The organism is Aquirufa regiilacus (assembly GCF_032470275.1).
Lineage (GTDB): Bacteria > Bacteroidota > Bacteroidia > Cytophagales > Spirosomataceae > Aquirufa > Aquirufa regiilacus.
In genome coordinates this window covers 1,131,072-1,154,160 of sequence record NZ_JAVNWW010000001.1, presented here as the reverse complement: position 1 = coordinate 1,154,160, position 23,089 = coordinate 1,131,072, and the positions used below count along the sequence as shown (strand labels likewise).

At 42.7% G+C, this 23,089-nt stretch carries 19 protein-coding genes; 13 read left to right on the top strand and 6 right to left on the bottom strand.

The window, feature by feature from the left end:
• The first annotated feature begins 71 nt into the window (after window positions 1-71).
• Together PQG45_RS05095 and hemF are read left to right on the top strand one after the other, a co-directional pair.
• On the top strand, window positions 72-2,588 hold the full coding sequence (locus tag PQG45_RS05095; RefSeq protein ID WP_315575214.1) for a transglycosylase domain-containing protein: 2,517 nt from the start codon (window positions 72-74) through the stop codon (window positions 2,586-2,588).
• A 1-nt stretch (window position 2,589) separates the two neighbouring features.
• Window positions 2,590-3,474, top strand: a complete 885-nt coding sequence (gene hemF, locus PQG45_RS05090) for an oxygen-dependent coproporphyrinogen oxidase (protein WP_315575216.1) — start codon at window positions 2,590-2,592, stop codon at window positions 3,472-3,474.
• 35 nt (window positions 3,475-3,509) lie between these two features.
• On the opposite strand, the gene PQG45_RS05085 is transcribed toward hemF, so the two are convergent.
• Window positions 3,510-3,911 (bottom strand): hypothetical protein, encoded by a 402-nt coding sequence (locus PQG45_RS05085; protein WP_315575218.1) that lies wholly within the window; start codon window positions 3,909-3,911, stop codon window positions 3,510-3,512.
• A gap of 39 nt (window positions 3,912-3,950) precedes the next feature.
• Entirely contained in the window at window positions 3,951-4,997 is a 1,047-nt protein-coding gene (locus PQG45_RS05080) for an o-succinylbenzoate synthase (protein ID WP_316070378.1), read from the bottom strand.
• A gap of 51 nt (window positions 4,998-5,048) precedes the next feature.
• Between PQG45_RS05080 and lpxK the strand changes: the two genes are divergently transcribed.
• Genes lpxK through mnmE form a run of 7 tightly spaced genes read left to right on the top strand, consistent with a single transcriptional unit; the run spans window position 5,049 to window position 14,903 of the window.
• Window positions 5,049-6,047: a tetraacyldisaccharide 4'-kinase gene (lpxK, locus tag PQG45_RS05075; RefSeq protein WP_315575221.1), complete on the top strand. Its 999-nt coding sequence runs from the start codon at window positions 5,049-5,051 to the stop codon at window positions 6,045-6,047.
• Window positions 6,048-6,077: 30 nt separating this feature from the next.
• Complete coding sequence (locus tag PQG45_RS05070) at window positions 6,078-8,042, top strand: putative porin (protein ID WP_315575223.1); 1,965 nt, start codon at window positions 6,078-6,080, stop codon at window positions 8,040-8,042.
• Window positions 8,043-8,082: 40 nt separating this feature from the next.
• Window positions 8,083-8,589, top strand: coding sequence for a gluconate 2-dehydrogenase subunit 3 family protein (locus PQG45_RS05065; protein ID WP_315575225.1), 507 nt, complete (start codon window positions 8,083-8,085; stop codon window positions 8,587-8,589).
• Window positions 8,590-8,592: 3 nt separating this feature from the next.
• Window positions 8,593-10,302, top strand: a complete 1,710-nt coding sequence (locus PQG45_RS05060) for a GMC family oxidoreductase (RefSeq protein WP_316070377.1) — start codon at window positions 8,593-8,595, stop codon at window positions 10,300-10,302.
• Between the two features lie 3 nt (window positions 10,303-10,305).
• Complete coding sequence (locus PQG45_RS05055; protein WP_315575229.1) at window positions 10,306-13,221, top strand: PD-(D/E)XK nuclease family protein; 2,916 nt, start codon at window positions 10,306-10,308, stop codon at window positions 13,219-13,221.
• A gap of 30 nt (window positions 13,222-13,251) precedes the next feature.
• Window positions 13,252-13,536, top strand: a complete 285-nt coding sequence (locus PQG45_RS05050; protein ID WP_315575231.1) for an SCP2 sterol-binding domain-containing protein — start codon at window positions 13,252-13,254, stop codon at window positions 13,534-13,536.
• On the top strand, window positions 13,536-14,903 hold the full coding sequence (gene mnmE, locus PQG45_RS05045; RefSeq protein ID WP_315575233.1) for a tRNA uridine-5-carboxymethylaminomethyl(34) synthesis GTPase MnmE: 1,368 nt from the start codon (window positions 13,536-13,538) through the stop codon (window positions 14,901-14,903). Before PQG45_RS05050 ends, mnmE begins: the two co-directional genes overlap by 1 nt.
• A gap of 83 nt (window positions 14,904-14,986) precedes the next feature.
• Here the strand turns inward: mnmE and PQG45_RS05040 are convergent, their stop codons facing one another.
• Entirely contained in the window at window positions 14,987-16,390 is a 1,404-nt protein-coding gene (locus tag PQG45_RS05040; protein WP_315575235.1) for a M56 family metallopeptidase, read from the bottom strand.
• Window positions 16,383-16,751 carry a BlaI/MecI/CopY family transcriptional regulator gene (locus tag PQG45_RS05035; RefSeq protein WP_315575237.1) on the bottom strand — a complete coding sequence of 123 codons (369 nt, stop codon included), beginning with the start codon at window positions 16,749-16,751 and terminating at the stop codon, window positions 16,383-16,385. Before PQG45_RS05035 ends, PQG45_RS05040 begins: the two co-directional genes overlap by 8 nt.
• 147 nt (window positions 16,752-16,898) lie before the next feature.
• On the opposite strand from PQG45_RS05035, the gene PQG45_RS05030 reads away from it, so the two are divergent.
• Entirely contained in the window at window positions 16,899-17,579 is a 681-nt protein-coding gene (locus PQG45_RS05030) for a spheroidene monooxygenase (protein WP_316070376.1), read from the top strand.
• A 373-nt stretch (window positions 17,580-17,952) separates the two neighbouring features.
• Here the strand turns inward: PQG45_RS05030 and PQG45_RS05025 are convergent, their stop codons facing one another.
• Together PQG45_RS05025 and PQG45_RS05020 are read right to left on the bottom strand one after the other, a co-directional pair.
• The gene (locus PQG45_RS05025) at window positions 17,953-18,294 is read right to left on the bottom strand and encodes a P-II family nitrogen regulator (RefSeq protein WP_315575241.1); all 342 of its coding nucleotides are present in this window, start codon (window positions 18,292-18,294) and stop codon (window positions 17,953-17,955) included.
• Between the two features lie 18 nt (window positions 18,295-18,312).
• Window positions 18,313-19,566: an ammonium transporter gene (locus PQG45_RS05020; RefSeq protein ID WP_315575242.1), complete on the bottom strand. Its 1,254-nt coding sequence runs from the start codon at window positions 19,564-19,566 to the stop codon at window positions 18,313-18,315.
• 106 nt (window positions 19,567-19,672) lie between these two features.
• Between PQG45_RS05020 and PQG45_RS05015 the strand changes: the two genes are divergently transcribed.
• From PQG45_RS05015 to PQG45_RS05005, 3 genes are read left to right on the top strand one after another with little or no spacing between them, the layout of a single operon-like run.
• The gene (locus tag PQG45_RS05015) at window positions 19,673-21,583 is read left to right on the top strand and encodes a beta-N-acetylhexosaminidase (protein ID WP_315575243.1); all 1,911 of its coding nucleotides are present in this window, start codon (window positions 19,673-19,675) and stop codon (window positions 21,581-21,583) included.
• Between the two features lie 2 nt (window positions 21,584-21,585).
• Window positions 21,586-22,341 (top strand): carboxylesterase family protein, encoded by a 756-nt coding sequence (locus tag PQG45_RS05010; protein ID WP_315575245.1) that lies wholly within the window; start codon window positions 21,586-21,588, stop codon window positions 22,339-22,341.
• Complete coding sequence (locus PQG45_RS05005; RefSeq protein ID WP_315575247.1) at window positions 22,338-22,991, top strand: DNA/RNA non-specific endonuclease; 654 nt, start codon at window positions 22,338-22,340, stop codon at window positions 22,989-22,991. The genes PQG45_RS05010 and PQG45_RS05005 overlap by 4 nt, the downstream gene beginning before the upstream one ends.
• Window positions 22,992-23,089: the final 98 nt, after the last annotated feature.

The following is a 23,089-nucleotide window of genomic DNA, read 5'->3' as shown; positions in this document are numbered from 1 at the left end:
TTTGTAAGTCTAAGCTCAATCAAGGAATATTATTCCTTTTGGGCCTACTTTTACTAGGTACTCAAAAGGTTTTGGGGCAGAAGCTATATGGGCGTTTGGAGGATGCATACCAACAAGCATTCGCTTTTTACCTTAGTAAGCGTGACCAAGTTCAGGCCTATTACGATGCACGTGTCGATAAAAACTCACCTTACTACAAGCCGATTGTTCGTATTTGGCGAATTGCAGGTAAAACGCTTTTGTACGCATTGGTGTATTTGTTTGTAATTGAAACGAATATATTTTGGTTGACCGGTCAAATGCCCAGCGTAGATGACCTTCAAAACCCCAAATTATCACAGGCTTCTGAGATTTATTCTGCGGATGGTGTGCTATTAGGGAAATATTTTGCTGAAAATCGCACTCCGATTCGCGATTATAAGTTGATTTCACCTTACCTCGTTAAAGCATTGGTTGCGACGGAAGATGCCCGTTTTTATGAGCATACCGGGATTGACTTCCAAGCTTGGGCAGGTGTGGCTGTGGGCATTGTGAAAGGCGGAGATCGTGGGGGAGGAAGTACCATTTCCCAACAGCTCGCAAAGAATTTGTTTAAAACACGTACCAAGAAAAGTTTTACGAAAACGGGACTATTCGGTTATATTCCAGGGTTGAATAAGTTGATCTACAAGACCAAAGAATGGGTTACAGCGATTAAATTGGAGCGTTTTTATACCAAGGATGAAATCATACTTTGGTATTTAAATACGGTCGATTATGGGAATAATGCCTATGGTATCAAGGTCGCGGCTAAAACGTATTTCAATACTTCACCAGATAGTTTGAATATTCAAGAAGCTGCCATTTTGGTAGGTCTTCAAAAGGCCACAACAACCTACAATCCTAAGCGTTACGATGGCAAACCTTTGGCAGAAAATAAGGCCTGGAAGCGTAGGAACGTTGTTTTGTCGCAGATGGTGAAAGCAGGTTATCTGAAGCAATCTGCCTATGATTCGTTAGCACCTATGCCCATTGTGTTGCATGAAAACGAAGAGTCTCCTTACGATGGAACAGGGAATTATTTTAAAGTTGCCGTAGCCAAAGAAATTCAGGAGTGGGCGAAGAAAAATGATATGGAAGTTGATCTTTACCGCGATGGCTTGAAAATCATGACAACCATAGATTCTCGCTTACAATTACATGCAGAAGAAGCCTTGGAAGAGGGGATGCGGAGTACACAAAAATCCTTCGATAATCATTGGACAGGTCAAAGCCCTTGGGTAGATGAGACTGGTAAAGAAATTCCTGGGTTTATTGATTCGGTGGCCAAACGCACGGAATATTACAAGGCTTTAGTACGCCGTTATCCGAATAATCCGGATTCTGTTTGGTACCAAATGAAGCATGTAAAGCGTAAAATGTGGGTTTATTCGCGTAATACCTTGGGGGAAGAGGAGCAAACCATGAGCGCAATTGATTCGATTAATTATTACAAACGTTTCTTGCAAGCGGGTATGATGACGATGGATCCTTACACAGGTCATATCAAAGCTTGGGTGGGAGGTTTGGATTTCAAATACTTCAAGTATGATCACGTCAAGCAAAGTAAACGCCAAGCGGGATCTACCTTCAAGCCTTTTGTCTACACGGCGGCCATTGATGGTCCTCGTAATTTATCCCCTTGTTTTACGGTTGAGGATTCTCCTTATTCCTTGGAAATTGAGGAAAATGGAGAGAAGAAGATTTGGTCTCCGCATAACGCTGATGGTACCTTTTCGTATAGTTTGATGCCACTGAAGCGCGCTTTAGCCAAGTCGGTGAATACGGTTACCGCACGTTTAACCAATGAATTTGTGGGTCCGGATACAGTTGCATTATATGCCAAAAACATGGGCATCAAGAGTCCATTGAAGCCTGTGGCCTCTATCGGTTTGGGTTCCATCGATGTTTCTTTGTATGAAATGATTGGCGCTTATTCTGCCTTTGTCAACGAAGGTATTCACGTAGAGCCTATGATTATCTCGGAAATCAAGGATCAAAATGGGAAAGTTCTCGTGAATTTCGAGCCTGAAACTAAGCGGGTGATCAAAAAAGAATCTGCCCAATTGATGCGTTACATGTTGGAAGGTGTCATCCACGAAGGAGGAACCGCAAGTTCACTCTTGTGGGGTGATGGTGCCATTTTATTGCCAGAAGGGAATAACCGCTATGCTCATAATTTTGCGGGTAAAACGGGTACAACCTCAAATCACTCGGATGGTTGGTTCATCGGAATGACCCAAAACCTCATTTCAGGTGTTTGGGTCGGAGGAGATGATCGATCGATTCACTTCCGTTCTGGTGCGTTGGGTGAAGGTTCCAAAACCGCTATGCCGATTTACAAACGTTTTATGATCAAGGTTGTCAAAGATCCTTTATTGGCGATGTACAAACCGACGCCTTTTGACAAATTAGATAAGCGTATTGTGAAAAAAGACTTTGACTGTGGTGGAGGTACCAGTATTTTGCCGGACTCCTTACAAGTCTCCGACTCCGAGTTAGACTCCTTGAATGCATTGATGGGTGAACCAGAAACACAAGCTGATTCAAGTACATCTTCCCCTAATTAGTATGAATAAAGAGCAAATAGAAGCTTATTTTCGCGATCTGCAGGATCGTATTTGCCAAGGCATCGAAGCTGCAGACGGATCGGGTCAATTTCGTGAGGATCTTTGGTCACGTCCTGAAGGCGGTGGCGGAAGGACTCGCTTAATTGAGGGCGGAACTATTCTAGAAAAAGGTGGCGTAAATTTTTCCGCTGTTTCAGGTCCTTTGCATCCTAAAATGGTGACAAGTTTGAATGTGACGGAAGAGGTAGAATTCTTCGCCACAGGCGTTTCCATCGTTATGCACCCGAAAAATGCTTGGGTTCCCATAATTCACATGAATGTCCGTTATTTTGAATTAAGCAATGGACAAGCGTGGTTTGGTGGGGGTATCGATTTAACGCCTCATATTATCATTCCGGAGCAGGCGAAGTGGTTTCACCAACAAGTGAAAGCCTCATGCGATGGTTTTGGCGCGGATGTTTACTCGAAATACAAAACTTGGGCCGACGATTATTTCTTCAATACCCATCGCAACGAAACGCGTGGCATTGGAGGTATTTTCTTTGACTACTTGAAAGAGGATAAAGCCAAGACCTTTGATTTTGTGAAGTCGGTAGGAGAGTCCTTTGTTCCCATTTACAGTCACTTGATGAAGGCAAATGCTGATAAACCAGTCACTGAACAAGAACGAAACTTCCAATTATTGCGTCGGGGACGTTATGTGGAATTCAATTTAGTGCATGACCGTGGAACTAAGTTTGGTTTGGAAACCAATGGTCGGACGGAATCCATCTTAATGAGTTTGCCACCTTTGGCTTCCTGGGAATATATGCACGATGCTTCTGGGTATCCGGAAGGCCAACAAACCTTGGATTTATTGAAAAAGGGAATTGATTGGTTGGCATAAAAAAAGGTGAGGATTTTGTTCCTCACCTTTTTTGTTTATTTCGATTCTTCCCAGACGATTTCGAGTCCCTTCGGTGTCATGAGTAACACACGGGTAGGAGAGGGTAATAAAACCAAGCGAGCTGCTGCAACGGGATCTTCAATCCACTCCACTTCTACGCCTTCTTTTTTGCTAATTTCAACTTCACCATCGGCTGTTTCTACAAATTTCTTTGCTAGATATGCTGTAGGCAATAACACATCTGATTCTGGACAATGCTTTAAGTGTACCTTCTCAAGAATTTCTTCCAATTGGTCACCGTATTTTTCATTGAAATCATCTTCTAAATCGTGTAGTAATTCCTCTACGTCATCGTAGTTTTCGTCAGAATATGACAATTTACTTAATTTCAATCGTTGCTCTAAGATGGCAATCATCGCCTCATCAATCGTATTCATGCGTATATGTTAAATTTTTGCTGAACAAAGATAGGAGTTTTAGTCAAAAGGCGTGGCTCTTTGAAGTCCCGATTTTTGAAAAATATTCCCTTGTTGAATATAAAGTCCACTTTCAAAATTATTCGTGTACAATTGACCCGTACCCAAACCCTGCGGCAAGGGATTGTTGAATCCAGCCGTAAATTGCGCAATGGCCTGTAAACCGATGTTGGACTCCAGCGCTGACGTAATCCACCATGCGATTCCTTGTGCCTCTGCTGCCTCTATCCAAAGCCTTGTCGCATAAAATCCGCCCAATAAACTGGGTTTAAGTATGATGTAAGGGGGTTTAATGGCTGCTAGTAATGATGCCCGATTTTCTACTCCAATCAACTCCTCATCCAAGGCAATGGGTAAGATATTTTCTGCGCATAAATCATGCATAGCTTCCCATTGGCCTGCACGAATCGGTTGTTCGATGGAATGAAGATCAAACTGAGCTAGCCTTTCTAATTTTCCAGCCGCCTCCGAAATTGCGAATGCACCATTCGCATCTACGCGTATACTCAAATCAGTTGCCACGTAACGCGTGCGTATGTCGCGTAGAATGTCGATTTCTTGTTCAAAATCAATGGCACCAATTTTCAATTTTAGGCAATTGTAACCTGCTGCTAATTTGGCATCGATTTGTTCACGCATGAATGTTGGATTCCCCATCCAGATTAATCCATTAATGGGAATAGGTACTTCATTCGTTGAAAATTGATTTAAAAAATATTGACCATTTCCTTCTTCCATCCAATCCAACAAGGCCATTTCCAGGGCCATGCGTAAAGATGGAAAAGCGAAGGGTATGTTTTCTAGATACTCGGGAATTTCCGATATGGTATTGGGTAATTCAGGTAATTGATCAATTATCCGCTGAAATGTAGCCGTACAATCCTCCTCAAATTCAGGGCTTAAGCCACTTAAAGGGCCCGCTTCGCCTATTCCCGTTCGGCCATCTTGTTCGATGCGCAGAAAATAACTTGTCTTTTGTGTCAATACACCGCGCGATGTTCCTGCTTCGAAATGGAAGTTTAGCGTATGGGATTTCAATTGAATCATGGCCGCAAGTTATTATTTTCTAATGAATTGTTTATTTAGTAGTTTTAAGGAATGATTAAACGCTTACTTTTTTATGTATTATCCGAGTTGTATGGCCTGATTACTTCATGTCGGAATGCGCTATACGATCGGAACGTTTTTAGTTCTAAGCATTTTAACCGGCCCACAACCTTAGTGATTGGGAATTTGGCCGTTGGAGGTACAGGCAAGAGCCCTTTTGTCGCTTATTTAGTTCAACATTGGCCATTTCCGGAGCGTTTGGGGATATTGAGTAGAGGTTATGGGCGTAAAACCAAAGGCTTTCGCATGGTCGAATCAACGTCCAAAGCATCCGAAGTAGGTGACGAACCCTTAGCATATAAGCGCCAAATGCCAGAAATAACAGTTGCGGTTTGCGAAAAGCGTGTCATCGGCGTAGAAAAATTGCAAAATGAAGTTGATACCTTGTTTTTAGATGATGCTTTTCAGCATCGAGCGATTCAAGGGGATTTGAATTTGCTTTGCACAACCTATGATAAGCCCTTTTTTATCGATAAAATGTTGCCTTTAGGTCGCTTACGTGAATCGTCAGAAGGTGTCAAGCGCGCTCAAGCCATTGTGGTGAATCGTTGTCCAGCAACGATGACTGATGCCAAAAAATCGGCTTTTGAGTCCTATGGTTTACCTGTATTTTATACGCGTGTTCGCTACGGAAGTCCTGTGGGACCCGCGTTGAATGAAATTAAGAATTGGCACCTCGTTGCCGGCATTGCGGATCCGCTTCCTTTTTTCAAACAGGCCAAAAGCCTAGGTGATATCATCAATCAAGAATCCTATGAAGATCATTATGCCTTTCAAACGGCCGATTTTCAGTATTGGGAATACATCGCTAAGCAATGCCAAGCTGATACTGGGATTTTGACAACGCACAAGGACTTTATGCGTTTTCAAGAGCATTTGGCTGATTATCCTAATTTGTTGAATCACTTATATTACTTACCTATGCAGATGGAATTTGTGTCGGAAGAAGCGGAATTTTGGACTTGGATGAAGCAAAGCCTCAAGCGCTAAACAATATTTAATTACCTTTGCGCTGTGAAAATGCGGTCAATTTACTTTCTTCTAGTTTTCCTTTTGCTCTCCTTGCAAGGATTTAGCCAGTTTACTTCCGGGCAAAACGGGGTTGTTGATCCGGCTAATGCAGGTTTTCCGAATCCGAAAACGCAGCAGAAAGGCGGCCAACAAAGCTCCAATAAATCCGGTCGGGCGGCATTGGATGATTCCACCAAACAAGTTTATGGTCCACAAACGGTACACTATTTCTTGGAGTCAGATGCGGTCAACAGTGATGTCGTTCAACGACGCATTGATACAAGCTTAACCTTATTACATCGCTATTTATACCAGGAACGTGATGGTTTTTTGACGACAAATTTAGGGAATCAAGGGACAGCCTACCGGGATGTTTTTACCCGCGCACCGAAAACACTAGGGACCCCAATGGGCTATCAAGCTTATATGCCCTACGCCTTTCAGGCCGATCAAATCCGTTATTATCAAACCAAATCGCCTTATTCCGACGTGACCTATAATTTAGGGGCGGGTGGACAGACGAATCTGAACTTTGCATTTGCCCGCAATGTAGATTCCTTGTGGAATGTGGGTGTGGAAATTCAACGCTTGGTGGCCGATAAAAATTTAACCGATGCCGCCTTCAAATCAGGTGACCTTAGTCTAACAGGGCAGTGGGGCGTTTTACTACACACGAATCTAACTTCCCGTAATAAGCGCTACCGCTTATTAGGTCACGTGAATTATTTCGATCAAGGAACAAATGACCAAGGTGGAATCAGGTTGACCAGCGGACAAACGCCAGCAGATGCATTAAAATACATCGATAATACAGCCTTATTAGCTGATTCTAAGTCGCAGTCGAACGATCAGTTTTTGAAATTGCACCTGTACCATGAATTCATTGGATTTAAAGGCTTGCAATTATTCCAGCAGCTTGACGCGGAGACACGTAAGGTAAAGTTTCGGGATTTGGCTTTTCAAACGAATTTGGCAACGGGTTTTTATCCAAGAACCTACATCAATTACATTCAAGCGCCTGCGTCAGATTCGCTTTACAACGAAAACCAATGGCGTTCTTACAGTCATAAATCGGGAATCAAAGGTATTTTCCGCCAATTTACCTACCGTGCACACATCAAGCAACGTTATTGGTCGGCATATAATCCATTGAACCAAATGACAATGGACAAATTAGAGAATTATGCCGGTTTATGGTTGCGGCAGCAAGTTGGCAAAAGCATTGATTTTCAAGCAGAAGGCGAATATTTAATCGGTTCTGATTATTTGCTGAAAGCATCCTTACGCTCCCCTTGGTTTTGGGCATCCTACCAAAGAACTTCCTTGAGTCCTACATTAGCAAATCAATGGGTTTATAATACGTCATTTCGTTGGGAAAATAATTTCAAGAATATTGAATTTGACCAATTGGCCGGTGGAGTCGAGTTAACGACGAAACATTTTTATTTGAAACCATCCGTAACGATCCAACGATTGGGTTCCTGGGTATATCATGATTCATTAGCAACCCCTACACAGGCGAAGGAAGCGATTGCTGTTTTCCGAACTTCCGTAGCATTGGGCGGTAATTTTGGACGCTTTGAATGGCAATCCCAAGTGAATGCGAATACACAAACGGGACCCGATGTGATGCGGATGCCAAGTTTAGTAGCCAATCTAAATTTGGCCTTGAATGTGCAATATAAGAAATTGCTGTATATGCAATTTGGTTTGGATGTGATTGGGCAATCTGCTTATTATGGAGATACTTACCAGCCAGCTATCCAGCAATATCATCTTCAAAATCGCTATGAACTTCCTGCATATGTTCAGGTTGATCCTTATGTTTCCTTGCGCATCAATCGCGTTCGATTATTCTTCAAGATGGCCAATGTTACGCAGGGCTTGTTGACCGATAATTATTATTCTGCCTATCTGTATCCTGCTATGGGGAGGGGTTTTGCCTTTGGGGTAAAGTGGCTTTTATTTGATTGATTTTTATTAAGTTTGTAGGGTATTCAAAAACCTATCAAACATGAAAATGTCGAGTCGCCGCGCCTGGTTAAAAGGGATGACATTAGCCGCCCTTGGTACCGTTGCCTATTATGATTTGTCGGCCAAATCCAAATCCATTTCACTCACTTTAAGTCTAGCAGAAGAAGATGTCCTCCATCGATTGATGGGAGGTATTATTCCAGAATCCTCAATTCCTGGAGCTGTTAGCCTAGGTGTTTCCACATTTGTTAAATCGATGCTGAAAGATTGTTATGAGCCAAAGGCTCAGGACACTTTTCGTAGTGTTTTAGCTCAAATTCCAACGTTTTATAAAGGTGATTTTAATCAAGCCCAAGGTCCTGCTTTGGAAGCATTTTTGTTTGAATTGGAACAAGGGAAACATGGCGTTGACGCGAAAAAAGCGATCGCGACCTTGAAAGGCTTAACGATTCAAGGCTATGTGACGACTGAATATGTCATGGTCAATCATTTAAATTATCAAATGGCCCCAGGATTTTGGAATCCTTGCGTGCCGGTTAACAAATAAGCGATGGAAATTTTAAAACATGCAGAAAAGCGTACCTATGGTGCGATTGTAATCGGTTCGGGTATTGCAGGGGGCTGGGCTGCCAAAGAATTTTGTGACAAAGGAATTAAAACTTTAGTCCTTGAAAGAGGGCGGAAGGTAACACATAATGAGGATTACCCTACGACTCTGATGAGTCCTTGGGAATTTGAACATCGCGGCAGATTAACCCAAGAGGAAATTGCGGCAAACCCGATTGTAAGCAAATGTTATGCTTTTCGCGAAGATGCGAAGCATTTTATGGTGAAGGATTCGGAACATCCCTATGAACAAGACAAGCCATTTGATTGGATTCGTGGATACCAAGTGGGAGGTAAATCCTTGCTTTGGGCGCGCCAAACACAACGCTGGTCTCAATTGGATTTTGATGGTCCGGCACGAGATGGATTTGCCACACCTTGGCCAATCAACTATAAGGACATTGATCCTTGGTATTCTTATGTCGAGCATTTTGCCGGAATTTCCGGAAATAAAGATGGTTTGGATTCTTTGCCGGATGGCGACTTCTTGCCCGCCTATGAATTAACCTGTGTAGAAAAACATTTCCAAACGGAAATGAAGAAGCATTACAATGATCGTCATGTGATTGTGGCGCGTTGTGCACATTTATCGGAACCACGTGAAATCCACTACCAACAAGGCCGTGGACGTTGCATGAGTCGGAATTTGTGTCAGCGTGGTTGTCCGTACGGTGGATATTTCAGTTCGAATGCCTCTACATTACCTTGGGCAGCGAAAACGGGCAATATGACTTTGCGTCCTGATTCGATTGTTGAATCGATTATTTACGATGAGAAAAAGGGACGTGCCACAGGTGTTCGGGTGATTGATGCGCATACCAACGAAATGGTTGAATACTACGCGAAAGTGATTTTTGTAACGGCAGCAGCTTTGAATACCAATGCCCTTTTATTGAATTCAACATCACATCGTTTCCCAACGGGCTTAGGCAATGACAGTGGAGTATTAGGGAAATATGTTGCGTTTCATAATTACCGGGCTTCGCTTTCGGCGGAATATGAAGGCTATTTAGATACGAAATCGGAGGGGGCCCGACCGACTTCCGGTTATGTGCCTCGTTTCCGGAATTTATACAAGCAAGAAACGAATTTCTTACGTGGTTATGCCGCAGGTATGAGTGCAGGAAGAGGAACGCATGCGGATCAAAATTCCGTAGGAGAGAGTTTGAAAAATTCGTTATTAAATCCGAAGTTGAATAATAATTGGTATGCAGGTTCTCACATGATGGGGGAAACTATACCAAAGGAAAGTAATCAAGTTCGTTTGGATCCGGTGAAAAAAGATGCGCATGGTCTGCCTATCATGCACATGGATGTTTCCTATGATGATAATGATGACAAAATGGTACAAGATTTTATTGATCAGTTCTCTGAAATGTACCATAAGGCTGGATTTAAAAATATTCGTACAAGGGATTCCAAACAGGCACCTGGTTTAGATATTCATGAAATGGGAGGCGCTCGTATGGGTGCCGATCCGAAGAGTTCCATGTTGAATAAATGGAATCAAATGCATGCAGTTAAAAACGTATTTGTGACGGATGGGGCCTGTATGACTTCTACATCTACACAAAATCCGTCCTTGACCTATATGGCCTTGACGGCACGTGCGGTTGATTATGCGGTGAAGGAAATGCGTAAAGGGAATTTATAGGGAATGAAGACATTTTTAAGGAAGACGGCTGAGCATTTGTGGGCCCAACATAGCATTGAAGAAATGCAGGAGATTGCGGTGGTGATGCCCTCACAGCGTGGTGTACTTTACCTTAAAAAAGAATTAGCTTATTTGAGTGATCGGGCGTTTTTAGCGCCCGATTTCATGACAATCGAGGAGTTTGCCCTCAAAATGACGGATTCGACACTCATTGATCCGATTGAATTACTTTTTGAGGCCTATAATTGCTTTAAAGAGGTGGATCCTTTGGTTGATTTCGACCGATTCATGGGTTGGGGACAAATGATGTTGAAAGATTTTGATACGCTCGACATGTATTTGGTTGAGCCCTATCAGATCTTTTCATTTTTATCTGAAGTGAAGTCCTTGGAACGTTGGGGCGCGGAATATGGGGAGCAGGATACGGGTAAGTACATTACTCAACATACCCAAGCGTATTTTAAGCTATACGATCATTTGCTGGAAGTCTACGGCCGTTTGCAGGCCCGATTGAAAGATCGCCGTTTGGCATATCGAGGCATGGCCTATCGGGATTTAGCTGCACGATTAGCATCCAATGGTACGCTAGCTAAGCATTACAAGAAAATCTATTTTGTCGGATTTAATGCCTTATCCAAAGGGGAGGAAGAAATTATTCGTTTCCTTTTGAAGCAAGATTTGGCAGAAACACTTTGGGATGCAGATGAATATTATGTGAATAACTCGTTTCATCGGGCAGGAAATTGGCTTCGAAATTATTCAAATGCCGGTTCAAATACCTATTTAGCGAAGGCTGAATTCAACTGGATGGAGCAGCATTTTGCGACAGATGCCAAAGAGGTGGAGGTATTAGGCGTCGCTAATCCTAGTGCGCAGGTGTTTGTCGCGATGGAATTAATTCGAACTTGGCAAGAGCAACATGGCGCTGAGGAACAAGTGGCCCTTGTTTTAGGCGATGAAAGTCTCTTAGATCAAGTGTTATTGTTTGTGGGGGAATTCAAGGAGCGCCTGAACATTACGATGGGGTATTCACTGAAGAAGACTCCCGCGTTTTCCTTCGTGACACTCTTAAGTGAAATTCATAAGCGCGCTGATCAAACGCGCATTCCGGTGGCGATGTTTAAGCATTTGATGCAACATGCCATCATGCAATATTACATCGATGGACGTTCGAAGGGTGCTTCTAAAAATTTGAATCGAGATTGGCAGGCATTAGCTGGGCCAACGGACCTTTATGTATCTATCGAGGCGATTCGAGGCTTAAAGACATTGCCCGTTTTAGCCGATTTGTTTCAATCGGGGTCTTTCCCTGCGATTTTAAAGCAAACTTCGGTGGCTTTTGAGCAAATCTTAAAGGAGATGCCTCGGCAAGACTGGGGAGCAGATGCGCAAGCCATGACACAAGCCCGGCGGGTACTTGATAATTTGTCGGACGTCATTGAACAGGTTGACGAGGTATCGATTAAGATTGGTTTTAAGTTGTTGTTGAATTTAATCCAACAGCAGAAATTGACCTTTGAGGTGGCTGAACAAAAGAATCGTACACTTCATGTGATGGGTCTTTTGGAAACAAGGACCTTGGATTTTGATCGTGTGATTGTACTTTCTTTAAATGAAGGAAGTCTGCCAGGTACGCGTAAGCGCGAAAGTTTAATCCCGTTGGATATTGCTCAGATGAATACATTTGATTTGCCTACGTTTACGCAGGCGGATGCGGTGACTTCGTATCACTTTCATCGCTTATTGCAAAGACCGAAGCAGATTGAATTAATTTATGTGCAACCTTCCGAGAAGTCAAGCGTCAAGGAAATGAGCCGATTTGTCAAGCAATTGCGCTTGGATTGGGTGAAACAAAATCCTGCTTTGACGTGGACAGAGCCCCATGTTCGATTTGATTTGGTGGAACAGGTTCCTACGTATGATATGCATCGGATTGAGAAAACAGATGCTGTCATTGATTTATTGAAAGCTAAATTGGAAAGTCGTGGATTATCACCTTCTGCAATGGCACAATTCGCGAATTGCAGCTTGCAATATTATTACAGTTATGTATTGGATTTGCGAAAGGAGAAGCAAAATGAGGATGAATTAGGGGCGGATGTATTTGGTACTTGGGTGCATAAGGTTTTGGAGAATGTAGACAAAACGATATTAGACTCACATCATGGCTGGGTAGACCAAGCAGATGCTGAAGCGCGTATTGCGGAATTGGATGTGTTGTTGGATCAAGCCATGGAGCAAATTCAGTTGCGTGAGGGCGTATTTGAGATGGAAAAAGGCTTTAATTATGTATTGAAGGAAGTCGCCAAAACGCTTTTGAGTAGTTATTATCATCTGGAGCCCCAGTGGAATTCAGCGCGCGTACAGTTGTTGGGGACTGAACTCGATTTGAGTACGATGGTTCCTGTGACCCATGAAGGTCACGGATTTTCGGTTAAAATTAAGGGGCGTGTCGACCGACTGGATCGCGTGGGAGGTGTTTATCGCATCATTGATTACAAGACGGGTAAAGTAGAAACGAAAGATTTGACGATTGGGGTCCCTGGTCTGATGTCAGAATTGGTTTCGGAGGATTTAAAAGGAAAATTATTACAGCTTTGGTTGTATAAATTTTTATTGGCTCAAGTGGTTGAGCAACAAAGTAATCCGCTTTTTGCTGGTTTGCACTGGAAGACATTGTCCATAGAACCTGGGATTATTTCCTTTCGAAATTTAGGTGCTGGTGTTTTAACGGTTCCTAAATTGGGTTTATGGTTTTCAGAAGGTCAAAATATGGAAGGATTTATGGCAGATTCGAGGCAAGTGGTACAGGCTTGGGTAGATAAAATTTTGGATCGAACGAAATCCTTTGAAAAAACGACCGATGTAGAATCCTGTCAATTTTGTGACTTCAAAGTAATTTGTCATCGGGAGATTTAAGTATTAGTTTTGTGTTTTAAAACTCTTCATATGACATTTCAAGAAATCAACGAACGTATTAACGCATTAGCTGCTCAAAAGGGTGCTCAAGGTGTATCATTTAAATTTGCATTTCCTTCAGGAATCATTGTGGTGAATTCGGATGGAACAGTAACCAATGAAAATGTGGATGCTGATTGCACGATTGCAGCGACGGAGGAGAATTTCACTGCCTTATTAACAGGTGATTTAAATCCGATGATGGCCGTAATGACGGGTAAAGTGAAGATTTCCGGCGATATGTCGGTAGCGATGAAGCTTCAAAACCTACTTTAATGTTATTTCAAGATACGATTGTGGCATTGGCAACACCTGCAGGTGTGGGGGCGATAGGGGTTATCCGTTTATCAGGACCTGATGCGATTCCGCTAGTCAATGCTGTATTTAAACCCAAAGACTTAACGAAACAGGCAACTCATACGATACATTATGGTCGGATCGAGGATGCTGGTCGGGTATATGACGAGGTGGTGGTGAGTTTATACATCGCCCCGAAGAGTTATACCAAAGAGGATGTGGTCGAGATATCGTGTCATGGTTCTCCGTTTATTCAGGAGAGTATTATTCAATTATTTGTGGAGAAAGGTGCGCGATTGGCGCGGGCTGGGGAATTTACCCAACGCGCTTTCATGCATGGAGCTTTTGATTTGGCGCAGGCGGAAGCGGTCGCGGATGTGATTGCGGCCGATTCGGCAGCGGCACAAGCAGCGGCTTTGCATCAATTGCGCGGGGGCTTTTCGAATGAATTAGCTGCATTGCGCGAGCAATTGATTCATTTTGCATCCTTGATTGAGTTGGAATTGGATTTTGGTGAGGAGGATGTGGAGTTCGCGGATCGGAAGGATTTAGAGGATTTGGTGGACCAATTATTGGTCGCTATTCGTCCATTGGTCGCGAGTTTCCGAGCAGGAAATGCGATTAAAAATGGGGTGGCGACGGTGATTGTGGGGAAACCCAATGCTGGAAAATCAACCCTTTTGAATGCTTTGTTGAATGAGGAGCGAGCTATTGTTTCAGACATTGCCGGAACGACACGGGATAGTTTGGAAGATTCGTGGGTATTGGGTGGGATTAAGTTCCGTTTGATTGATACGGCGGGATTACGTGAGACGGAAGATGTGATTGAGGCGATGGGCGTGGAGCGGACGCAGGCTTGGGTAAAGAAGGCGCAAGTCGTGATTTACATGGCCGATGCGACGACGGAAACGGCTGCTTCAATACGAGAAGGAGTTACGGCTTTGGGTGATTTAGACATTCCAATCATTCAGATTTTAAATAAGGAGGATCAAGTGTCTTCGGAAGCTTTACATGCTATTGTAAAAGATATGCCTTCGTTGATTTGCCTTTCGGCGAAAAACAAGGAAGGTTTAGCGGATTTAGAAAAGGCTTTATTGGATGTGGTAGGATTGGATCAGGTCAGTACGGGCGGAACCTTGGTGACTAATTTACGTCATTACCAACACCTCTTACAAACCCAAGAGACCTTAGAATCTGTTTTACGCGGCTTAAAAGCCGGTTTAACCGGCGATTTAATTGCGCAGGACCTTCGTTATGCTTTACATGATTTGGGGGAGATTACAGGGCAAATTTCGAATGATGACTTGTTGAAGAATATTTTTGGGAAGTTTTGTATTGGGAAGTAAAAGCATATTTCCATCAACGAAAAAGTCCATCGTCAACTAACGATGGACTTTTTTTATTCATTCATTAAACTAATGTTTTTGAATTAAGGTTTTTTGGTCGTTATTTCAACGACACCGTTAGCTCCTTTTTCTGCGTATTTCGCTGTAGCTTTTTCGCCCTTTAAGACATTTACAGATTGAATGTTGTTCGGATTTATGTCGTTCAAATTGACCTCAGGCGTGATTTTACCATCAATCACAATGAGTGGATTATCTTTTTGGCCAGCGGAAGGCTTCAGTGCGACATTTCCATTAAGTGATATGTTTTCGTTCGGTTTGTTCACCGTAACTGTTACGTCTTTACCGTTGCGTGTTCCACTAATGACCATCGAATTGCTTTTCACGTCGATTGATTTGATATCAGAAGGAGAAGAAAAGGCTGAAATGGATTCATTCATCGGAGGCGTAGGCTGCGTTGGCGGAGTAGGTGCAGCAGCCGGTGCTGGTGGAGGTGGCATATCTCGTGTGGCAACGGCAAATACTTTCTTACCTGTTTTAGGGTCTGAAAATATGGTGGAATCCGGTTGGATACTTACAAGAAAGTCTGTTTTTGCAGCTTTCTTTTCTTTTTTTGATTGTGCATTGATTTGCACACTACTTACGATCAAAGCGAACGCTGCGATGGGTAAAACGGCTACGCGTCTTAAGTAAGCAAATTTTGGGTTTTTTGAGGTAGTTAATAACATAATTCTACGTTTTAGAGATGAGTAATAAAAAGAATGACTAGGGTTTAAAAATTCGTTTCCGTAATGTGCTTGCAGCAACATTTTGGCAAATGATTGTACATCACCCGATTGAATCGCTTCACGGTCGGCAATGAATTCATGGATGTTTTGAAGCTCTTTTTGAATGAGCCAATGAAAAGGATTAAACCAAACGAGGGAGGCGGCCAATTGGCAAAATAGTCTGTCGTAGGTATGTTTTTGCCGAATGTGGGCTAATTCGTGTTGGAATATTTTCTGCCCTTGCTCGCTGAATAAATCGATGGATTGCTTCCAAAACAAAAGATTCATGAATGAAAAGGGGGCATTTTCTAAGTTGGTCTCAATGATTTCGATGCCTTGGCTGGATTGGATCGGATGGGCTCGTTTGATTTGGTAAATCTTATAAATGCCCAATGCCAAATAAGATACAAGTAGGATGGATATACCTGTGGCAAGACTTATTACTATCATGCTCCAATCTGTTTTTTCAACAACGGGTTGAAGCTGAATTGTATTCAGATAGCTTATGGTTTGCGTGATGTTGGCAACATTTGATTCGGGTTCCAACCCATATTCAAATTTTACCAAAGGGCCGAATAGGCTGAGTAGGAGGGTTCCTAACAGGAAAAATCGGTTGTATTGGTGCATCAACGTGTTTTTCAAAAACAACGTGTAGTATGCAAAGCAAATGCCAGAGAGGGCAATTGACTTGATGGCATACATGAATAGGGCGGTGCTAGTCATTTTGTTTCGCTTTTAATTGTTCGATTAAGCTTTCTAGATCTTCGATGGACATTTGATTTTTGTCCACTAAAAAGGAAACGACATTGGAATAGGATCCCTCGAAAAAGGATTCTGTAAGTCCCGCCATCCGCGAGCCTGAATACGCAGATTTGCTAATTTTGGCTGAGTACAAATTATTCCGATTCGGATTTGTGATCTGAACAAATTCCTTTTCCACTAAAATTTTAAGTAAGGTGGCTATGGTATTCGAATGGGCTTTGGGTTCTGGGAGCATTTCGATGATGTCTTTGAGGAATCCCCCTTCAGGAAGGTTCCAAATAACCTGCATGATTTGCTCTTCGGCTTGGGTAAGTTTTTTCATGTGTTTTTCATTTGCTTGGGTCAAATGTATAACTAAAAATTTAGTTACAAAATATTTTCAACTAATTTTTTAGTTAAAATTTTTAATTAGGCTCAAAATCGCATTTTAACCTGTATTCCTTGTAAATTCGTTTGCTTAATTTTTTATATGTCGAGTCAATTCATTACCATTCGCTTCCTAGAGTTCAAAGGCTTTTCTGCCAAACGTCACGCGTTTGCGGAAGTGGGACGTTCGCTTGTCAATGGTTGGTCTGCAGATGGATTGGTCTTTTCCAAGCAGTTGGGAACAGGCGCCGGAAATGGCTTTTCAGTCCTTCCCAATTTTAGTTTATATGCTTGGTTGGGTGTTTGGGAATCTACTGAACATGCTGAACGCTTTTTCGAAACGGATTCACGCTGGTTGGGATTTATAGAAGCATCATCCGGTATTTCCGGTTGGGACGCGATTCCCTTGAAAGGCAAAGGAACCTGGAATGGCATTCAGCCTTTTGACTTTTCGGTCGCTGATCCTACTTGGGATGGACCCGTTGCGGTCATTACCCGCGCGAGTATTCGTTGGCATAAATCCTTATTATTCTGGTGGAATGTGCCTTCAGCAAGCAAGCATTTGGAAGGAAAGCAGGGTTTGCTTTATGCCAAAGGCGTAGGGGAGTTCCCTCTATTGGAGCAAGCAACTTTCTCTCTTTGGGAATCTGCCTCGAATTTGGATCAGTTTGCTTATCAAAGTAAGGAACATGCTCCCATGATTATGAAGACGCGAAAATATGATTGGTATAGCGAGGAGATGTTTGTGCGAATGGGGGTGGTGAGGCTAGTCGCTAGTCGCTAGTCGCTAGTCGCTAGTCGCTAGTCGCTAGTCGCTAGTCGCTAGTCGCTAGTCGCTAGTCGCTAGTCGCTAGTCGCTAGTCGCTAGTCGCTTAAGTTTTGGGCGCTTAAATTACCTATATTATTTGATTGACTAATGTTATGTAGCTGTAAAGCAATATGGTCTAAAATCAATTCGTTTGAATTTGACCCTAGACCATATAATCTATTAATTACTGTCCACTAGTTACTAGTGACTGATGACTAGCGACTAGCGACTAGTGACTAGTGACTGATGGACTAGCTACTAGTGACTGATGACTAGTGACTAGCGACTAGCGACTAGCTACTCGTGACTGATGACTAGCGACTAGCGACTAGTGACTAGCGACTGATGACTACCTTATCGCCCCATCCCCCCGCGTTTTCGTACGTATCCGAATGGCATCTTGTACATCGTAGATGAAGATTTTTCCGTCTCCTACGTTACCTTCTGAGGCATTATCAAGAATTACATCAATGCATTTTTCCAAATTCTCATCGCTTACCACGCAGATAATCATCACCTTGGGTAATAAAATCATGGACTTTTCGGTCCCCCGGTAAATCTCCGAATAACCTTGTTGGAGCCCCGCTCCGCGAACCGGAACCACGGTCATACATGGGATATCAGCATCGATTAAGCCTTTTTGAATAGCTTTTAATTTCGATGGTTTTACTATGGCTTCTACCTTTTTCATATCGTTTTTATTTAGCTATTATTCAAATGTTGTATAGGCTTCTACTCCAAACTCAACGGCGTCAATACCCGCAGATTCCGCTTTGTGACTCAAACGAATGCCCATGGTCTTTTTCAAGGCCATGAAGATGGCAAAGGTCGTAGCAAAAGAAAATACGCTAATCACAGAAACGCCGATTAATTGCGTGATGAATTGTGCGCTCTCACCGGTGATGAATAAGCCATTCTTTTGGGAGAATAAACCGACCGCAATCGTACCAAAGAATCCATTTACGCCGTGCACAGCAACTGCGCCTACCGGATCATCCACTTTCATTTTGTCAACGACCACAACAGCGATATCAACAATCGTACCGGCAATTAAACCGATAATCAAGGCAGAATCCGGTGAAACGACGTTACAACCTGCTGTAATCGCTACTAAACCTGCTAATACGCCATTGATGACCATCGTAATGTCAACCTTCTTGTATCGAATAAACGTATAAAGCATTGTTGCCATACCACCCGCTGCAGAGGCTAAAAATGTGTTCGTCGCAACTGAACCAATTAAATCCCATTTACCCACAGCACCTAAGGTAGAGCCTGGATTAAATCCGAACCAACCGAACCATAAGATAAACGCACCGACCGCTGATAAGGTTAAGTTATGTCCTGGAATTGCATTCGCCGTTCCGTCTTCATTGTATTTTCCTAAACGAGGTCCTAAGACAATCGCACCTGCCAGAGCCGCAAAACCACCCATCGCGTGAATAGCTGCTGAACCCGCGAAATCATTAAATCCGCGAAGGGCTAACCAACCATTTGGATTCCAAACCCAATTGGCCGCTAGTGGATAAAGGATAGCACTGAATATGGCCACATAAATTGCGTATGACCACATTTTCATGCGTTCCGCCACACCTCCCGAAACAATGGAAATAGCTGCTACAGCAAATCCCATTTGGATGAACCAGAATAAGGAATTTGAAATGGTCAGTCCTAGGCCCAAATCTCCTTCCATGATCCCTGTATCAAAGGCCCAGTAGCCATTGGATTTGCCATAGGCGATTCCAAAGCCAACTAAATAGAAGGCAACTCCACCAAACATAATGTCAATCATGACTTTGGCGATAATACTCACGGCATTTTTCGATCGGACAAATCCTGCCTCCAACAAGGCAAATCCTCCTTCCATTTGAAAAATAAGTGCTGCACAAAGGGCAACCCAAACCGTATCAATTGCGTGTGTTAATTCCACTTGCTGAGCAGCAAGGGTAGCAGATTCATTCATGGTTTTGTGTTTTGTATATAATGCTTAATCCTTGCAAAAATAAAAAACGATTTGGAATTTATCGCAATTAAATTGAACTTTAATATCTTATAAAAACCTATTCAACATGCTTAAAAAAATTAGCTTATGGGGATTAACTTGTCTGCTTTCTAGTAGCTTATTAGCCCAAAAACCAGCCCTTATTCCTGCTCCTACTAAGGCGATATACCCACAAGGTGCCTATACCTTGAATAAATCCATCATCATCGCAGGTCCTAAAAATGATGCATTAACTACGAGTTATGCGTATTTGACGGATAAATTGACGCGCATTGCAGGGAGAAAAGTTCAATGGTTGTATGACCAAGGGTCAGTTGCTTCATTAGCTGCGATTCGTTTTAAGCTAAATTCAACAGCAGATGCTTCCCTAGGGAATGAAGGATACCAACTCGTTTCGGATGCCAAAGGTGTTCAAATTACGGCCAATAAGCCTGTTGGCCTATTCTATGGCATTCAAACGTTACTCCAATTATTGCCCAAAGAACTTGAGTCTGCGCAGCCAGTAACGGGTGTAGCTTGGAAAGTTCCTTATGCGAATATCAGCGATTCCCCACGTTTTGCATGGCGCGGAATGATGTTGGACGTTTCCCGACATTTCTTTACCAAAGAACAAGTGAAACAATTCATTGATGAAATGGTAGCTTACAAATACAATGTCTTGCATTGGCATTTGACAGATGACGAAGGTTGGCGGGTCGAGATCAAATCTTTCCCTAATTTGACGGTTAAGGGAGCTTACAATGTTAAGAAAGAGGGTCATTTCACCGACTTTTCTAAACCACTTCCAAATGAACCTCGGACCTACGGTGGTTTTTATACGCAAGAAGACATCAAAGAAATTGTTAAATATGGCCAGGATCGTTTTGTGAATATCATGCCGGAAATTGATGTTCCTGGGCACTCGATGGCTGCGATTGCGTCTTATCCAGAATTATCTTGTACCCCTGATGCTGTTAACTATCAGGTGATTTCCGGTGAGCCTTTCATCGATTGGTCGCATGGACATCCAGAAGCTTTGCAGGATAATACGCTTTGTCCGGCCAACGAGAAGGTATATACCTTTTTAGATAAGGTGATGGGTGAGGTTTCAAGTTTGTTTCCATTTGAATACATCCACATGGGAGGTGATGAGTGTCCTAAGAATTATTGGGATAAAAACCCGCAAATTTTAGCGATGCGCAAAGAATTAGGACTTAAGAATTCGCAAGAAGTTCAAGCGCATTTCGTTCGCCGACTTGAAAAAATCATTACTTCGAAAGGTAAACGAATGATGGGTTGGGATGAAATCCTAGAAGGAGGAGGATTGCCGAAAAGTACTGCTGTGATGTCTTGGCGTGGTATGGATGGCGGAATTCAAGCCGCTAAGGCGGGTCATGAAGTGATCATGACGCCAAATAATCATGTGTACATCGATTTGATGCAAGGCGATAAAGCAATTGAACCTCCGGTGTACAAAACGGTTCGTTTACGTGATTCGTATGCTTTTGAACCGGTTCCGGCGGGTGTTGATGCCAAATTAGTCAAAGGTGGTCAAGCCAACCTTTGGTCGGAACAATTATTCAATTACCGTCATTTGCAATACATGACTTACCCACGTTCTTTCGCGATTGCTGAAGCATTGTGGTCGGAGCCTGCCAACCGCAACTGGGATAATTTTATAGGCCGCGTAGAAGCGCATATGGCACGTTTTGATGTAGCACAAAAGAAATATGCACCAAGTATGTATGAGCCGATCATTGCTGTGAAGCGCAACACAAATGGCGAATTAATGGTACAATTAAGTACGGAAATTTCGGGTTTAACAATTCATTACAGTTTTGACCACTCGTTCCCAGATCAGTTTTATCCGGAAGCCAAAGGTTCTGTTATCGTGCCTAAAGACGCTACAGTGATGAAAATTGTTACTTACCGCGGCAATAAAGCGATGGGAAGAACAATTGATTTAACAATTAATGACATGATTAAGCGCGCTAAATAAAGATGAAAAAATTACTCGTTTTATTATTGCTAGCTTTTGCTAGCCATGCTCAAAGTTCCTTTGAGAAAAAATCATTTGAAACCAAGGAAGGTCAAGTACTGCCTTATCAAATTCTTTTGCCAAAGGATTATAAACCCGGTAAGAAATATCCGTTATTGGTCGTGCTGCATGGAGCAGGTGAGCGTGGGACGGACAACGAAGCTCAAATGAAATATGGGAAAAGTGTGTTTTTGGATTCATTGAATCGAATCAACTTTCAAGCCATTGTGATTTTTCCACAATGTCCGAAGGAATCGTATTGGTCATCTGTGAAGATTAATCGGTCAACTGTCCCAACGACCTTTATTTTTGATTATTCCGCACCGATCAATTGGCCTCTGCAGGCTGTGATTGATTTGGTGAAATCGATTAAACACGATAAAAGTCGGACCTACATCATGGGCCTTTCCATGGGCGGAATGGGAACGATGGAAGCGGTTTCGCGGTATCCTAAAATGTTTGCTGCAGCCAATCCTATTTGTGGGGGTGCTGATCTAAGTTATGTTTCTAAATATGCCAAACGCGTTCCATTATGGGTTCACCATGGGGATGCGGACATTGTTGTTCCCGTACGTCATTCACGCGAATTGGTAAAAGCGGTTCAAGATCAAGGGGCGGAGATTAAATATTCGGAATATGCGGGTGTCAACCATAATTCATGGGATAATGCGTTCAAACAACCTGAATTATTAAGTTGGATTTTCAGTCACCGTAAATGATTTTAAATCTCTTATTTTTTGTCCTTTCGTATTTACCTACCGGGGTGCCCAATATTTCAGGTGCCTCTACGGCCTCAACGACGAATTATTTAGCCGTTAAAAAAGGTTATGTTATGTCGTATAATGGGGCAGAGGGGCGTGCCAATTGGGTCGGATGGACGTTGCGCCCAGGTGATGTTGGGCCTGTAGACCGATCAGATCGTTTCCGGCAGGATGATGGATTTCCACGCAGCTTTAAGATTGTGGATGAAAAAGATTATAAGGAATCGGGTTATGATCGGGGGCATTTATGCAATTCGGAGGATCGTACCTCTTCAGAGTTCTTGAATGAGGAGACATTTTTAATGTCGAACATTATCCCTCAAACGCGCGAATTAAATCGGGGACCCTTCAAATTTCTAGAAGCTTATTGCCGCAAATTAGCTGTTAAGAAAGGTCAAAATTTACTTATCTATTCCGGTGGCATCGGTTCGAAAGGACGCTTAGCATCCGGTGTGATTGTCCCGATGTATTGTTGGAAAGCTGTGTACACCCCAACGGACGCTTTTTATGTACTTTTTCCAAATGAGCACCAAGTGCATAAAAATTGGAATATGTACCGTGTATCGAAAGATCGGCTTGAAAAGATGACTGGGTTTCAATTCCCCTAGCTACCCTTGGCAAACCTCACCTAGCTACCTTTGGCAAACCTGTTTTGAGGATTGCCAAAGGTATACGAGAAAAACTATTTCAAGGCCTGAAAAACTGA

Excerpts from the sequence above, each read along its gene's own strand:
- hemF (WP_315575216.1), top strand. The coding sequence starts at position 2,590 with ATGAATAAAGAGCAAATAGAAGCTTATTTTCGCGATCTGCAGGATCGT.
- PQG45_RS05085 (WP_315575218.1), bottom strand. The coding sequence starts at position 3,911 with ATGAATACGATTGATGAGGCGATGATTGCCATCTTAGAGCAACGATTG.
- PQG45_RS05080 (WP_316070378.1), bottom strand. The coding sequence starts at position 4,997 with ATGATTCAATTGAAATCCCATACGCTAAACTTCCATTTCGAAGCAGGA.
- lpxK (WP_315575221.1), top strand. The coding sequence starts at position 5,049 with ATGATTAAACGCTTACTTTTTTATGTATTATCCGAGTTGTATGGCCTG.
- PQG45_RS05070 (WP_315575223.1), top strand. The coding sequence starts at position 6,078 with ATGCGGTCAATTTACTTTCTTCTAGTTTTCCTTTTGCTCTCCTTGCAA.
- PQG45_RS05065 (WP_315575225.1), top strand. The coding sequence starts at position 8,083 with ATGAAAATGTCGAGTCGCCGCGCCTGGTTAAAAGGGATGACATTAGCC.
- PQG45_RS05060 (WP_316070377.1), top strand. The coding sequence starts at position 8,593 with ATGGAAATTTTAAAACATGCAGAAAAGCGTACCTATGGTGCGATTGTA.
- PQG45_RS05055 (WP_315575229.1), top strand. The coding sequence starts at position 10,306 with ATGAAGACATTTTTAAGGAAGACGGCTGAGCATTTGTGGGCCCAACAT.
- PQG45_RS05050 (WP_315575231.1), top strand. The coding sequence starts at position 13,252 with ATGACATTTCAAGAAATCAACGAACGTATTAACGCATTAGCTGCTCAA.
- mnmE (WP_315575233.1), top strand. The coding sequence starts at position 13,536 with ATGTTATTTCAAGATACGATTGTGGCATTGGCAACACCTGCAGGTGTG.
- PQG45_RS05040 (WP_315575235.1), bottom strand. The coding sequence starts at position 16,390 with ATGACTAGCACCGCCCTATTCATGTATGCCATCAAGTCAATTGCCCTC.
- PQG45_RS05035 (WP_315575237.1), bottom strand. The coding sequence starts at position 16,751 with ATGAAAAAACTTACCCAAGCCGAAGAGCAAATCATGCAGGTTATTTGG.
- PQG45_RS05030 (WP_316070376.1), top strand. The coding sequence starts at position 16,899 with ATGTCGAGTCAATTCATTACCATTCGCTTCCTAGAGTTCAAAGGCTTT.
- PQG45_RS05025 (WP_315575241.1), bottom strand. The coding sequence starts at position 18,294 with ATGAAAAAGGTAGAAGCCATAGTAAAACCATCGAAATTAAAAGCTATT.
- PQG45_RS05020 (WP_315575242.1), bottom strand. The coding sequence starts at position 19,566 with ATGAATGAATCTGCTACCCTTGCTGCTCAGCAAGTGGAATTAACACAC.
- PQG45_RS05015 (WP_315575243.1), top strand. The coding sequence starts at position 19,673 with ATGCTTAAAAAAATTAGCTTATGGGGATTAACTTGTCTGCTTTCTAGT.
- PQG45_RS05010 (WP_315575245.1), top strand. The coding sequence starts at position 21,586 with ATGAAAAAATTACTCGTTTTATTATTGCTAGCTTTTGCTAGCCATGCT.
- PQG45_RS05005 (WP_315575247.1), top strand. The coding sequence starts at position 22,338 with ATGATTTTAAATCTCTTATTTTTTGTCCTTTCGTATTTACCTACCGGG.